The organism is Mesorhizobium sp. P2_C4, from assembly GCF_056404575.1.
The window spans coordinates 748,385-762,467 of record NZ_JBFUDT010000001.1 but is presented as its reverse complement, the minus strand read 5'-3'; the positions used below and the strand labels follow the sequence as shown (position 1 = coordinate 762,467).

Here is a 14,083-nt window from a genome sequence, read left to right as displayed (position 1 = left end):
GCTGCAGCGTAGCAAGATTTCCCTCGACGCGGCGAGGATGCCGATCAGTCCCGAGGAGCAGTGTCAGCCGGCAGATGAAGGATCCACCAGACCCTCGGCAACGCCGGCATGCCTGGCAGGCTGAGGTGCAAGGCTTGGTGCGGCCAGTTGGGTAACGATCTGCGCAAAACGTTCATTCAGGACATCTGCGTTGAAGTCGTCCTCGACCTTGCGGCGTGCGGCAAGCGCGATACGCTGGCATTCCTGCGGATGTTCGGCTGCCCAGGCAAGCTTGCCGGCAAGTGCTGAAACGTCTCGCTCGGGGGCAAGCAACCCCGTCTCCCCATCCTCGATGAGCTCGGGGATTCCCGAGTGATGCGTGCTGACCGCAATCAATCCGGCGGCCATGGCCTCCATGAGCGCGACCGGAATGCCTTCCATGTCGCCGTCGCTGGCGGTGACACTTGGCAGCAAAAAGAGATGCGCCATGCGAAGCCGTCGTTTCACCTCCATGTGGGGGAGGCTGCCAAGGAATGTTACGCGACCGGTCAAGCCCAGCTCTGCGGCCAGCTTCTCCAGATCCGTCCGCAATGGACCGTCGCCGACAATGTCGTAGCGCCAGTCCAGCTCAGGATGGGACGCCGTCAGGGAGGCCAGGGCGCGCAAGGCGAACTCGACGCCTTTCTTCTCCACTAGGCGGCAAACCGTCGTCACGATCAGCTGACTGCCTTCCCACGATTCCCAGCGATAGCTGATTTCGCGGGAATCAATTCCCATGTGGTGGACCGTGGTGTTCGCCTGGGATGCACCGGCTTCCAGCAGCATCCTGCGGAAGAAATCGTTGACCGGCAGGTTCAAGCTGCCATGCTTGATAAGCCCGGCATATTGCGTTGCAAGAACTGCCTGACGCGACGGGATCGCGACGTCTGCGCCGTGAAAGATGGTTATGATCGGCGGCTTGAGGGACTTCCATTTCTTCAGCGCGGCGGCTCTCTCGCCGTTCTGTCCGAAGTGAGCGACAATCACGTCGCAGCGGTTCAGGCGGCGTGCAAAAACCATATCAAGAACGGTCGAAGCCTTGTATCGCAGGCGCGGCGGCAACCGGCGTACAAATGCGCTCAATCCACCGGCCCATCGCCACCAATGCTGGGTTCTGGCGACCAGCGTCGCCATCGGCTCGCTCTGCCGGTCTATCCGGTCGTCACCTTTGGTCTTGTCGCACACGACCTCAATGTGAAAACCCCGGGCCAGCAGCCCGGCCATCTGGTCGACAACGAAGGTTTCCGAAAGGAGTGGGAATTCGCCCACGACAAAGCCCACGCGCATGACCCGCCCATAAGGTTGGGGCTTGCCCAGACCCCCAAGCGGTCCGCGTCGCACAAGCCCTAATGTAGACGGATAGAATACACGTTGATTGCTGCGTTGCCACAAGAATGTTGCACCGCACAATCAAAAGTGATCCGGGCGAACAGCCAGGCGGAACCCGGAACCGGCTCATGGAACGTTGTGCAACTGCCGTCGCCCGGCGGAGTAGCGCGTCAGCCGAATCGTATTGCTTGACGCGTTTACGCGGCACGCTCCAGGCCGACCCGCCTGGCGCTGTCGAGAACGTCCATGAACGTTGCAAACTGACGGTCCGGATTCATTTGCGAGCGCTGCGAAAACTGAAGCGCCGCCGCCGACAAAAGCTTGTACTCGGCCTCGTCGCTCCACAGTTGCCTGACCGCTGCGATCCAGTCGGCGAGCGGGGCGTCGTAGTCCAGCATCACACCGCCGGAGCCGATCGCTTCCGGCAGACCGCCGCGCCGCGAGCCGACCACGGGAATGCCGCTGCAATGCGCTTCCGAGGCCACCCTGCCCCAAGCCTCTTCCCATTTGCTGGGCGCAAGCAGGATCTTCGTGCGGCCGTAGACCGTCTTCATGTCGCTGGTGCGGCCTTCCAGCTTGACGTTTTGGAGAGGAGAGATCGTTGCTTCGATCTGGGCCCGATGTTCGTCGTCGAGCTTCCAGCTTTCGACGAACAGGAACGGGATCTCGGGACAGGCGGCAGCGATGCGCACTGCAAGGTCGAAGCCTTTTTCCTCATAGGGGTTGATGAGCGTGACAAACTCGCCGGTCGTCGGCGTGCTGTAGAATGCAGGATTGATGGTCGGCGGAATGACCGTCGAATCGATATCGAACTTTTCCTTGTAAGTGCGCGCAGTGAACTCGGAATTGGCGATATAGAGCGCTGAGCGGAGTTCGCGCAGGTCACCGGCCAGTTCGTGGAATTCGACATTCCTCAGATAGACGACGACAGGCACGCCTTCAGCCTGCAGCGCCTTGCCGATCGGAACCGAGTTATGGCATTGCACCACGGCGACATCCGGCCTCAGCTTTTCGACCGCGAAGCCGGCCGCTTCCCAGGGAAACCACGCCCGCACCACCGGATAGCCGGGAAAATTGTCGATGACGGCGCGCTGACGAAGCAGCTTCATCTTGGCGCGCGCCCTGAAGCCGAACATGCCTTCGCCGAACAAAGCTGCCAGGACGGAAGCCTCGTGACCGTTCTCGCGCAATTGTTCGACCAGATGGTGGGTGCTCGACTGGACGCCGCCGCTGAATTGCGGTGTGTAGCCAGTGCCGCCTGCAAACAGAACTTTCATGGACCTGGTTCCTTGTTGTGCCGCCCCTGCCGTCAGGCCGCCACCCTGCCGATCGAATGGTACTCGATGCCGTGACGGGCGATGACCTTGGGGTCGTACAAATTGCGGCCGTCGAAGATGATCGGCGTGGTCAGCGCATCCTTCAGCGCGTCGAAGGACGGCGCGCGGAAGCTCTTCCATTCGGTGGCAATGAGCAGCGCATCGGCGCCGCGCAGTGCCGCTTCCTTGGTCCCGCACAAAAGCAGGTCGTCGCGCAGCCCGTAGATGGCCTGGCATTCCTGCATCGCCTCGGGGTCGAAGGCCTGCACATGGGCGCCAGCCTTCCACAGCGCTTCCATCAAGACGCGCGCCGGCGCCTCGCGCATGTCGTCGGTGTTGGGCTTGAAGGCGAGGCCCCACAGCGCGAAGGTCTTGCCTTTGAGATTGCCCTTGAAATAGCGGTTCACCTTGTCGAACAACACCGACTTCTGCTCGTTGTTGCGCTCCTCGACGGCGCGCAGCAGCTTGGCATCGAACTTGACGCCTTCGGCGGTCTTGATCAGCGCGCGCACATCCTTCGGAAAACACGAGCCGCCATAGCCAAGCCCGGGGTAGATGAAGTGGTAGCCGATGCGCGGATCCGAGCCGATGCCCTTGCGGACCTCCTCGATGTCGGCGCCCAGTTCCTCGGCCAGATTGGCCATCTCGTTCATGAAGCTGATCTTGGTCGCCAGCATGCAATTGGCCGCGTATTTGGTGAACTCGGCGCTGCGCACATCCATCACGATCATCTTCTCGTGGTTGCGGTTGAACGGGGCGTAGAGCTCGCGCATGACCGCCTCGGTGTCCTCGCTGTCGGTACCGACGATGATGCGGTCGGGCTTCATGCAGTCGGCCACCGCGGAACCTTCCTTGAGGAACTCCGGATTGGAGGCCACGTCGAAAGCCAGATCCTCGCGCCCGCGCGCCTTCAGCGTCTCGGCGATCCTGGCCTTTACCTTTTCGCAGGTGCCGACCGGCACGGTCGACTTGCCGACGATGATCTTGGGTTTGTCCATTTCCCGGCCGATGGTCTCGGCGACCGCCAGCACATATTTCAGGTCCGCCGAGCCATCCTCGCCGGGCGGCGTGCCGACCGCGATCATCTGGATCTCGCCATGCTTGACCGCGGCCGCGGCATCGGTGGTGAACTTGATGCGGCCGGCGGCGTGGTTCTCCTTGACCAGGTTTTCGAGCCCGGGCTCGAAAATCGGCACGAGGCCCTGGTTGAGCCGCTCGACCTTGTCCGCATCGATATCGACACACACCACCTGGTGCCCGACTTCCGCCAGCACCGCGGCCTGCACGAGGCCGACATAGCCTATTCCAAAGACGGTCAAATTCATTCGGTTTGGTTCCTGTTCATGACCTTGGACCGTGTCTGGTCGACCGGTTCAGATGCTCTTTTACTTTATGCTGCACGCCAGCGATTCCGGGAACTGGCACGGCTCACCCAATGCCGTGAACGCGACGCGATCGACTTGCATAGTGACCTTGCGGCCCGGATCCGAAAAGGGACCCATCCAACTGGTTAGCGTATCGCTGCCCCAGAGGCTAAAGAAAATCTTTTGCGGATGGGTCGGCAGTTCGGCGGGGTTCGTGACTTCCTGGACGAGCTTGCCGTTGACGTACCAGCGCAGCCGGTCCTTTTCCCAGACGAAGCCGTAGTCGTTGAAGGCCTTGTCGGTGCCGCCTTCGACCTCGGCAAGCTTCTCGTTTTTCGGCTTGCCCAGAATGTAGCTGTTCACCTGAACCTTGGACGTGTCCTTGGTCAGGACCTCGAAGTCGATCTCATCCCAGGGCTGCTTGTCGGCGGGGCCGATGTAGGAGAAGAACGCGGCATTGAGGCCGGAGCCGGTGTCGGTCTTCATCCTGGCTTCATAGACCCCGTAACCGAAGCGCTTCTTGGTCTGGATCTCGGCGCATGCAAACTCGCGATCCTTCAGTTTCCGCTTCTCGAAACCAAGCGCCAGCATGCCGTCGGATAGGCCAACCAGGCTTTTCGACCAGATGCAGTTCTGATGAGCGCCGTTCGTCCAGCCGTCGGAAACATACCAGCGCGCATGATCGAAACTGCTGAAATCATCGACGAATGATGGTGAGCTCGGCATATCCTGAGCGTGAGACGGGATGGGGCCTGCAACCACGCCAGCGAGAGCGACCAGTAGAAACGCTGCACCCGAGCACAGTCGCCGCAGGGGGCCCTGCTGGATCCGGTGCCAGAACGGCATACCGCCGGCCAAGGTGATCGAGGTCTTCTTCGGATCTGCGTTCATACCAAACTTACCTTTGCGTTGTGTGCCCCCAACCCAAAGTCTCCAGTAGGCCCGCTTGCAAGGCGGGCCGCCCTTGATCCTCCGTCCCCTAAATTCTTGTGTTTCCGTGCCAGATTTTGGCGGCCCGAGCGGACGCCGACACAGGATCTACACCGTCAAACCGCGCCAACGCCGGTACTCTTGCCGAATTCGGCCTCCGCCGTCGAACCTTGCGGTCCGTTGTCGACGACCATCGCATCCAGCGAATGGCGCAGCTCCCTCATCAAGCTGTTCTGATGCGCCAGCGCCGCGATGCGCCGTTCGCAGTTCAGGATCGAGTTCGTCAATTCGCTGACTTCGGACGCCCTTGAGGTGGACGCCGAACCGTTCTCCATCGCCTCGACCAGAAAGGCCGCGTTGGTGGCCTTGGTGCGATAGCGATTCTCAAGCCCGGTCTTCTCCGCCGCGATCTCGGCGGCAATCTGGTCGAACAGCCTTGCCAGGCGATCGAAGCGTGAGAGATCGGTCTGCCGGTCCCGGGCCGGGTCCCTGGACCTGAAGCCAAATATCGAAGCCATCCGGTTGGCCTCCCAAAATTGCTGCAACGCAACATACAGTGCCATTCCCAGGACAAGTAGGCAACCTCCCAGTTTTGGAAAGGCAATTTTTTCGACGTTGCGGCCACTGTTGCTGGCGACGCGAAGGTTACTTTTCCGCAGGCGCGCTGGTCCCGGCCATGAGGAAGCGCATGGGCTGCACCTGTTTTTGGACCGTGGCAAAACCGGCGCGACGAAACAGCGCGTCCAGCTTGTCGGAGGCCACGCCGCGAACGATGGGAATGAGGTTTGATTGACTGGCGAAGGCATAGGCCGCGGCCGACGCCAAACCGCGCTCGGCCTTGACGTCGAGGAAGTTGCGCAGCCGGTATTTGTCGCGCACATGCCGTTCGTGGCGTCTCAGCACAGCCTTCGAGCCTTCCGGCAAACTGCCCATCTGAAGCAGCGCCAGGTCCGCATCGGCCAGACGCTTCAGATCCTGCGTCTTGTGCCGGCCGCTCAGCGAATCAGCGCGCACGATGGCGCCGTAACCGCAGGACCGGATGACCTTGAAACGCGCGCCGCGGGCGACCGCGCGCGCATAGAGCTCGTAGTCTTCGCCCAGACGCAGGTTTTCGTCGTAACGCAGCCCATGCCGGTCCAGGAAGGCCCTTGATATCACCGGCTTGAGGAAGCCCAGTTCACCGCGCTGCACACGCCGACTGGAGATGTTACCTTCGATAAACTGTTCGAAGTCGAGAAACTCCGGATCGGCTGAAAAAGATGGGGCGACGATTTTCGAGACATCCGTGGCCGCATCGTCCCTGATGAGCATGATGTTGTCGGCGGCGAAATCCCAGTCGGCGCTGGCAAACAGGGTGCGAAACCTGCCCTTGAGGAAGAAATCATCGGCGTCCAGAATGCTGATGAACGGCGACTTCGACCCGGCAATCGCGGCGTTGCGGGCAAAGGAGGGGCCTCGATTGACGTCGAGACGCATGACCGAAAGCCTGCCGCTGCCATCGTCGGCGGCGCCGGCCACTTTGGCGGTGTCATCGGTGGAGGCGTCGTCGACGACGACGACTTCCGCCACCTCCGGCTCACGCAACGCCGAGGCGATGGCGGCCGGAATTGTCCGGGCCGCATTGCGGGCGGCGATGATCACGCAGACCTGGGGTTCTGTCGGGGACATGGATTCACCTTTCGATTGCAAGTCGTTCCGTACCCCCATAGCCGAGCCCGGCTTGATGCCCATGCTCATAGACGCTCCGGCCGCTCGAAAAGACGCCGGCTGAGATCAGCGGACGCAGCCCAGCCGGCCTCGGTAAGATAGCGAACAGGTTCGCGACCACACAGTTCCCACAGCACCGTGCGCCGCTGCGGCCATCGCAAGGACGACAGCCAGGGCGCAATGACCATGTGGAACAGGTCTTCATTGCCGATGCGCGACAGAATGCGGGTGGCCCGCTCCGACAGAAGCGTACCGGTGCCGCCAAGAAGCACGTCGGCAGCGCGCAGACCGAGTAGCAACGTGTCGGCCAGTCCCTGCTCCGCAGCGTAGTCGAGCACATTTTGCTGCTCGGCTTCGCTCAGGCGGCTGGCGCTGGCCCTGATATCGCAGACATAGCCTGCACAGGGTTCGCGATTGAAAAGCGCCTTGGCGACGCTGATGCAGGAAAGCAGCAAGGTGTCAGAAGCCGAGATGAAAGGCATGCTGGCGCCGGCGATGGCGACCGAGCGCTTGCGCCGCAGAAAGCCATCGGTATCGCGCGGGCTCGGCGAACCGGGCTGCTGGAGCCGGTAGTGGAGGTCGACGGTGGACGGCTTTGGCCCGCTGTCGCGCACCATATGCTGCTCGCCCAGAAAGCGAACCCACCAGACGGAACGGGACTTGCCGGCGACCTCGTAGCCAATCGAGCGGAGCGCTTCACGGGCTTTGAAAAAGCCGGTCGGCGACACCAGGATGTCGACGTCTCCCGAGGGCTTCATGAAATGATCGCCATAGAGCAAATGCTGCTGAAACGGACCCTTCAGGAAGACGAAATCGATATGCTTGTCGCGCAGCACCTTGTCGATCGCCATCGAGTCCATGATGCAGGACGAGTTCATTGAAACCGTGCGCCTGCGATAAGTGTCGAGCCATTCAAGCAGTCCGGGAGGCGCTTCGCTTGCCGGCGTGCGCGACAATGCCTTCAGAACGAAGGTCGCGACCTTGTTGAGCCTGGCGATGTCGGCGACGCTGGCAGCGGAGATAGCCGGCACAGACGTTGTGCCGGCACCCGACCCCGAGGCGAAATAAAGCCTCAGGCACGCCTGCACATAGGCGACTTCATCGGCGCAGTCAGCGGCACGCAGTCTTTCGTAGGAACCTTCCTGCAAGGCCATTCTGCGCAAAGTCTCCGGAAAAAATTAGCACGCCGTGTTATATTGCACGTGCGAAGGAAAGCATCGCCAAAATCGTCCCCGGCGTCCAGCCTTTCCTTCAGCGCGCATTTCCTTGCAACCAGAGCGTTTACAGACACAACCCCGTAGACGGGCGGAAAGCGCGGCCAAAATCCCGACCGCTGCGGGAGATGCAACCGCAAATCGACCGGCGTTTGCACTATTTTGGCGCATATTTCGAGTTGCTTAAAAAGTAATCACTTTTAGAGGAAACATTTATCGTAATTAAATCAGATGCTTATTTAGATAGCACGGATGCGCCGTTGAATTCGTTTGTGAGGCGTGGCTAGGATGTGACTGCCAACGGTTTGATCAACTGTTGGAGGCAAGCGCAACCAACAATTGATTAACCGTTGGTAAATCAGGCTTGACTCATACACAACGCACATGCAGCTATTGCAATGCAGCATAGAATGCGCTGCCGGCACTCGACAGGCCGTTTCCAGTCCTTATTGGAGAGTAACATGGAACAGAATGTTGAAAAGCAAGAGTACGAAACGCCAAGCCTGACGGTTCACGGTTCTATTGAAACCATCACCCAGGGCGGCGGCGGCAATACGGCGATTGACGCGGCATTCCCCGCGCACACGCCGATCAGCCAACTTACGTTCTCTTGAACTTACTTTCGTCTCAGGGTGACGTTGGGGCTCTGGGCGCAAGTGATAATGGAGGGCCGGGGACAAGATCACCCGGCCCTCTACCTCCCCTGGAACTCCCGAAGCGTAGCGTAAACGAGGTTTTAGGATGAGCTGGAACCCAACAGACGACGATCGCGTCCGTGCGACCGAAGATGCCGTAGCCTGCGAATTCGGCACCGGGCTGGCGATCCTCGATCTGAAATCCAACATCTACTACAGCCTGAACAGCGTCGGAGCCTATATTTGGGAGCTGATCCAGGAGCCAAGGCCAATCTCTGAAATCCGTAGCGCCGTGCTTGCGCGCTACAATGTCGACCCCGCGCGCTGCAAGGCCGATGTCGACGGATTGCTGAAGGGTCTGGCCGATTCAGGACTTGCGAGGCTCCACCATGAGGAACTTGCCTAGGGTTCTCTCCCTGAGTGATTCGGAAATGCTGTTTCTCGCCCGCTGCCTTCTGGTGGTCGCTGCGGTACGGCTGGGGCTGACGCTGCTCTCCTACAATCATGTTCGCCGCATGGTGACGCGGCTGGATGCGCAGCAGCCGGCCGGCATCGGCGATCTGCGGCGCGTCGCCTGGGGCGTGGCCGCAGCGGCCCGTCTCGTCCCCTATGCCAGCTGCCTTACCCAGGCGCTTTCCGGGCAATACCTTCTTGCCCGCCAGGGCAACGCTTCCAAAATACGCATCGGCATCGAGCGTGATACCGGCACGCAACTGAAAGCGCATGCCTGGCTGATGAGCGGCGACCAGATTGTGCTCGGCGGTTCCATCGACCGGTTCGCCCATCTCGTCGACCACGGTCAGTAGCCGATGAGCGGCGTCGCCGGAATTCTGCTCAGGCAGGGGCAAGCGCCCACGGCAGCCGCGGCCGACATCCAGCAGATGCTTGCACGCATGCATCACCGGGCTCGTGACGGCAGTTCGTGGTGGACCGACCCAAGCGTCGCTCTCGGCCACGCATGGCTCAACACAACGGACGAAGCCGGCCCCGGCCCGCTGACCATGGGCGGCGGCAAACTGGCGATCACCGCCGACTGCCGGCTGGACAATCGCGACGAATTGCTGGCGAGGCTGGGCATCAGGGACAGCTCGGTTGCCGATGCAACATTGCTGATGCGTGCCTATCTGCGGTGGGGCGAGGCCTGTCCCGTGCATCTGCAAGGCGACTTCGCGTTCGCCATCTGGGACAGCGAACGCCAGACGCTGTTTTGCGCCCGCGATCATTTCGGGGTCAAACCCTTCTACTACCATTCGAGTGACCGGCGTTTCGTCTTTGCCTCGGAGATCGGGCCGATCCTCGGCGTCGACGGTGTCAGCTCGCGCGTCAGCGACCATCAAATTTCTGGATTTCTGGCAGGGCTTCCGGACGATCCGCAGTCCACCCACTACAGCGAGATCTTCCGCTTGCCGGCCCGCCACAGCCTTACAGTTACCGGCAGCCAGGTGGTGCTGCGCCGGTACTGGCAGATCGAGCCGTCGCAAAGGCCGATGCGATCGGATGCCGCCGAGGAATTTCGCCATCTGTTTTCACAATCGGTCAGCAACCGGATGCGGGGAACCTCGGCGGTCGGCGCGATGCTGAGCGGCGGCCTCGATTCCTCCTCGATCGCCTGTGTGGCCGGCCTGCAGAACGCCAGCGAGCGAAAGCCGAGACTGCCCACCTTCTCATTGATTTTCGAGAAGGGCTCCTCGATGGATGAACGCCCCTTCATCGATGCCGTGCTGGAGCAGAAGAAGGTCGACGGGACGCTGATCGCCGTCGGCAACTACGCGCCATTCGCGGAGTTCGACCGCATCCTTGAAGAGCAGGAAGGGACCTTCCTGGCGCCCGGCCTGTCGCTGACCCGCAGCATTTACAGGACCGCGGGGGCGAAGGGCATCAAGGTGCTGCTGGACGGCCATGGCGGCGACGAAGTCGTTTCGCAAGGCCATGGCCATCTGCACGAACTTGCCAATGCCGGCAAATGGATGGAGCTGTGGCGGGAGATGCGCGGCGCCGCCAACACCTATGGCGACGGCATGCTCGGCCTGTATTTCCAGTTCCTGACCATTTACGGGCCGGCATGGCGCATCGCCAAGCTCAGACATGCAGCTAACCGTATCCTGAACCGGATTCGCACGCCGGCGCCACGCGGCGGAAGCTGGCGCGACCTGATCAATCCGGACCTGGCCAGGCGAACCGATCTTGTCGAAAGATTTCACCGGGCGGGCTATATGCCGCCAAGCGTCAGTGCCAGTGAGTCCCTGACCCATCGCTGGATCCTTTCAAACGGCTATGTGCCGCATGCCTTCGAGGTTCTCGACAAGGCCGGGGCCAATTTCGGCGTCGAGCCACGCTATCCGTTCTGGGACAAGCCGCTGGTCGAGTTCTGCCTGGCACTGCCGGGTGAGGAAAAACTGAACCGCGGCTTTGGCCGCTATGTACTGCGCCGCGCCATGGAAGGCGTCTTGCCCGCGGCGGTTCAGTGGCGGCGCGACAAGATCGATTTCACCGCCAATCTCGTCAACGGCATGCTCGGCAACCACCGCGATCTCCTGGAACAGGTGCTCGTCTCGGATGCCAGGCGCATCGCGCCCTATGTCAACCTGCCAGCGGTGACTGCTGCATATGCACGGCTGTTGCGCCAGCCGGACCAGGCAGCGCCGCTGGATGTCCAATATGTCTGGCGCTCGGCGTCGCTGTCTCTCTGGCTGCGGCAGCTCCAGCACGGTGGGAGTCCCGCATGATGCCTCGCAACACATCGCTTGCCGCTGACCTGCGACATAACCAGGTCCATTCGCAAGGCCGGGCAGTGCGACAACGTCGCTTCTACAAGGCCTACGGCCTGACGATCAGTTCGGACGTGGCGTTGCCCGAACTGGAGCCGGCCGAACCGGCGACGGCCGATATCGTGATCGCGGTGGGTCCGATCGACTTGCCGGCGCCCTTGCTGGAGGCCGGCACCGCCTTTCGGTTCGAGCCAGACTGGCAATATCTGGCATGGCCGGCGGTCGGCGCGTTTCTGATCAGCGATGCCTGCCGGATCGACGTGGAGCCGGCGCCGGGGATCGACGACCAATTGATCGCGTTTCCGCTGCTGGGACCGGTGCTGGCGCTGCTGCTGCATCAGCGCGGCCTGCTCGTCCTTCACGCCAGCGCCATTGCCGTCGGCGGCAAAAGCGCGATCTTCATGGGCGACAAGGGCGCCGGCAAATCAACCACAGCGGGCGCGATGATCCGGGCCGGGCATGGCTTGCTCACCGACGATGTCGTGGCGCTCGATCTGGTCGCCGAGCCGATGATCGTTCCGGGCTTTCCGCAGCTGAAGCTGGCCGCCGACGCCGCCGCCGCCATCCCTATCCGGCAGGCGGAAGTGCGCCCGCAGGTGCATCCCGCGATCGACAAGACACAGCATCGCCTGCATGGCGGATTTTCGAGCGAGACGGTACCGGTGACGAGGATCTACATCCTCGAGCGCGGCGAGAAGGCAGCAATATCGCCACTGCCAGGCCTCGGTGCCTTGCCGGCAATCATCAAATTTTCCTACGTAACACGCTTCGGCCGCCCGGCCCTGGTCGGCGACTTTGCAGCAACGCACCTTCGTCAATGCGCCCGGCTGGCCGACCATGTCGGCGTATGTCGCCTTGAAGTGCCAACCGGCCTCGATCGTATCGGCGAAGCCGTCGATCTGATCGAGAAGGATCTGGCGGCCGACAATCGGCGGCGGTGAGCAAGGCATGGCTGGATCATCACCCTTTCGCCTGTCACTGTTGCGGGAAGTCGCCGGTTTCGGCGCTGTCGTCGCTCGGATCGGCGGGAGGAGGGCCTGGACGGCATTGATCTTCCTGATCCTGGGAAGCCTGACCGAAGGCATCTCGATCCTGCTTCTTGTTCCCCTGCTGCATCTGGTGGGGCGGCCCGATCAGAATTTCGCGATCAAGCTGCCTGACAACGACTTGGTGCGCTGGCTGGTGCCGGACGGGACGCTGCAATTGACGACGGTGCTTTGCATGCTCGTCGGGCTTGTTGTGCTGCAAGCGGCTTTCAACCGCTTCAAATCCGTCTACATGGCCAGGCTTCTGCTCGATTTCATCAACCGCCTGCGCATGAACCTGTTCGAGAGCATCGGCAGGGCGCGGTGGGGAATATTTGCCCGCATGCGAAGTTCCGATCTCGACCATGCCCTGACCGGCGACATCGACCGTGTGCAGGCCGCCGCCTTCTCGCTGATGATGCTGGTGCAGATCGCCGTGCTGCTGGCCGGCTACCTCGTGGTTTCGCTGTTCATTTCGCCGATAATGACATCGGTCGCCATCGTGATCGGCGTGCTGACGTTCGTGGCACTGCGACCGTTTCGAGCCCGGGCTACCGCATTCGGCCGGGTCTTGACGGCCAACCGCCAGGATCAATACCGCACGGTCTCGGAGTTTATCGGCGGCATCAAGGTGGCCAAGAGTCTGAATGTCGAGGCGAGCTACTACGCGCAGCTCCAGTCGACGCTGGAAAGGATGAAGACCGACAATATCAACTATGTGCGCAACAGCTCGATCGGCACCGCCCTGTTCCAGGTGGCCAGCGTCGTCGGCCTGAGCCTGTTCGTCTACATCGCGCTGGTCCGCTTCCACCTCTCGCTTGCCGAGATCGTCGTCCTGCTGCTGGTTTTCATGCGCATTGCGCCGCGTTTCATGGACATGCAGACGCAGGCCCAGCAGGTTTTGATCAATTTGCCGGCCTATACCTCGATGCGTGACTTGCAGACGCGTTTCGACGCCGAGCGCGAACCGGCGAATGCCGAGCCGCAGGCGAATGGAAAACTGTCGCTCGATAAGGGTCTGAACATACGCAATGTTTCGTTTGCCTATGGTGACGGCACCGGCAAGCCGGTGGTCAGCGACATCACCTTCGGTCTTCCCGCCGGCAAGGTGACGGCGCTTATCGGCCCTTCAGGATCGGGCAAGAGCACGATCGCCGACATGCTGCTTGGCCTGCTCGAGCCGACGCAAGGCAGCATTCTCGCCGACGGCGTCGAGATCAATGCCGCCAATCGCCGGCGCTGGCGCGATCAGGTGGCGTATGTGCCGCAGGATGTGTTCCTGCTGCACGAAACGATCGCCGCAAATCTGCGCCTTGCCGCGCCACAAGCCAGCAATGACGATCTTTGGAAAGCACTTCGATCGGCGCATGCCGCGGAGTTTATCGAACGGCTTGAACACCAGTTGGACACGGTGGTCGGCGACCGCGGCGTCCGGCTCTCGGGCGGTGAGCGCCAGCGTATAGCGCTGGCGCGGGCGCTGCTTCGCAAGCCGTCCCTGCTGATCCTGGATGAAGCGACCAGTGCGCTCGACTGGCAGAACCAGTCGTTGATCGCCAAGTCGATCGACGGGCTGCGCGGTTCGATGACGATCCTGACCATTGCGCACCGGCCATCGATGATCGCCTTCGCAGACCGGGTCGTGGCCATGGAAAACGGCCGGATCGTCGAGGTCGGGCAGTATCAGCGGTTGAAGGACAAAACCGGAAGCCGATTGTCCCAGATGCTGTCGGGCGAGCAATCCGAGCGGGAGCCGGCCGACGCGACCTGAGGTCAATGC

13 protein-coding genes are annotated in these 14,083 nt (G+C 61.6%); 6 read left to right on the top strand and 7 right to left on the bottom strand.

Annotation, left to right across the window (positions count from 1 at the left end):
• Positions 1 to 63: 63 nt before the first annotated feature.
• From AC1DX6_RS03720 to AC1DX6_RS03690, 7 genes are all read right to left on the bottom strand, one after another.
• The gene (locus tag AC1DX6_RS03720; protein ID WP_477311318.1) at positions 64 to 1,305 is read right to left on the bottom strand and encodes a glycosyltransferase; all 1,242 of its coding nucleotides are present in this window, start codon (positions 1,303 to 1,305) and stop codon (positions 64 to 66) included.
• Between the two features lie 239 nt (positions 1,306 to 1,544).
• Positions 1,545 to 2,624, bottom strand: coding sequence for a glycosyltransferase (locus AC1DX6_RS03715; protein WP_477311316.1), 1,080 nt, complete (start codon positions 2,622 to 2,624; stop codon positions 1,545 to 1,547).
• A gap of 32 nt (positions 2,625 to 2,656) precedes the next feature.
• A complete protein-coding gene (locus tag AC1DX6_RS03710) occupies positions 2,657 to 3,988 on the bottom strand; it encodes a UDP-glucose dehydrogenase family protein (protein ID WP_477311314.1) in 1,332 nt (443 codons plus the stop codon).
• Between the two features lie 60 nt (positions 3,989 to 4,048).
• Complete coding sequence (gene exoK, locus AC1DX6_RS03705; RefSeq protein ID WP_477311312.1) at positions 4,049 to 4,918, bottom strand: endo-1,3-1,4-beta-glycanase ExoK; 870 nt, start codon at positions 4,916 to 4,918, stop codon at positions 4,049 to 4,051.
• Positions 4,919 to 5,073: 155 nt separating this feature from the next.
• Positions 5,074 to 5,475 carry a hypothetical protein gene (locus AC1DX6_RS03700; RefSeq protein WP_477311310.1) on the bottom strand — a complete coding sequence of 134 codons (402 nt, stop codon included), beginning with the start codon at positions 5,473 to 5,475 and terminating at the stop codon, positions 5,074 to 5,076.
• 127 nt (positions 5,476 to 5,602) lie between these two features.
• Positions 5,603 to 6,625 carry a glycosyltransferase family 2 protein gene (locus tag AC1DX6_RS03695; RefSeq protein ID WP_477311894.1) on the bottom strand — a complete coding sequence of 341 codons (1,023 nt, stop codon included), beginning with the start codon at positions 6,623 to 6,625 and terminating at the stop codon, positions 5,603 to 5,605.
• 65 nt (positions 6,626 to 6,690) lie between these two features.
• The gene (locus AC1DX6_RS03690) at positions 6,691 to 7,818 is read right to left on the bottom strand and encodes a nucleotidyltransferase family protein (RefSeq protein ID WP_477311308.1); all 1,128 of its coding nucleotides are present in this window, start codon (positions 7,816 to 7,818) and stop codon (positions 6,691 to 6,693) included.
• A gap of 521 nt (positions 7,819 to 8,339) precedes the next feature.
• On the opposite strand from AC1DX6_RS03690, the gene AC1DX6_RS03685 reads away from it, so the two are divergent.
• The 6 genes from AC1DX6_RS03685 (at position 8,340) to AC1DX6_RS03660 (ending at position 14,074) form a co-directional block, all read left to right on the top strand.
• Positions 8,340 to 8,492, top strand: a complete 153-nt coding sequence (locus AC1DX6_RS03685; protein ID WP_477241176.1) for a lasso peptide — start codon at positions 8,340 to 8,342, stop codon at positions 8,490 to 8,492.
• A 127-nt stretch (positions 8,493 to 8,619) separates the two neighbouring features.
• Positions 8,620 to 8,919 carry a PqqD family protein gene (locus AC1DX6_RS03680; protein WP_477311306.1) on the top strand — a complete coding sequence of 100 codons (300 nt, stop codon included), beginning with the start codon at positions 8,620 to 8,622 and terminating at the stop codon, positions 8,917 to 8,919.
• Between the two features lie 25 nt (positions 8,920 to 8,944).
• Positions 8,945 to 9,319 (top strand): lasso peptide biosynthesis B2 protein, encoded by a 375-nt coding sequence (locus AC1DX6_RS03675; protein ID WP_477311304.1) that lies wholly within the window; start codon positions 8,945 to 8,947, stop codon positions 9,317 to 9,319.
• A gap of 3 nt (positions 9,320 to 9,322) precedes the next feature.
• Complete coding sequence (locus AC1DX6_RS03670; protein ID WP_477311302.1) at positions 9,323 to 11,239, top strand: lasso peptide isopeptide bond-forming cyclase; 1,917 nt, start codon at positions 9,323 to 9,325, stop codon at positions 11,237 to 11,239.
• Positions 11,236 to 12,222, top strand: coding sequence for a phosphoenolpyruvate carboxykinase (ATP) (locus AC1DX6_RS03665; protein WP_477311300.1), 987 nt, complete (start codon positions 11,236 to 11,238; stop codon positions 12,220 to 12,222). Before AC1DX6_RS03670 ends, AC1DX6_RS03665 begins: the two co-directional genes overlap by 4 nt.
• Before the next feature lie 7 nt (positions 12,223 to 12,229).
• Positions 12,230 to 14,074 carry an ABC transporter ATP-binding protein gene (locus AC1DX6_RS03660; protein WP_477311298.1) on the top strand — a complete coding sequence of 615 codons (1,845 nt, stop codon included), beginning with the start codon at positions 12,230 to 12,232 and terminating at the stop codon, positions 14,072 to 14,074.
• Positions 14,075 to 14,083 lie beyond the last annotated feature (9 nt).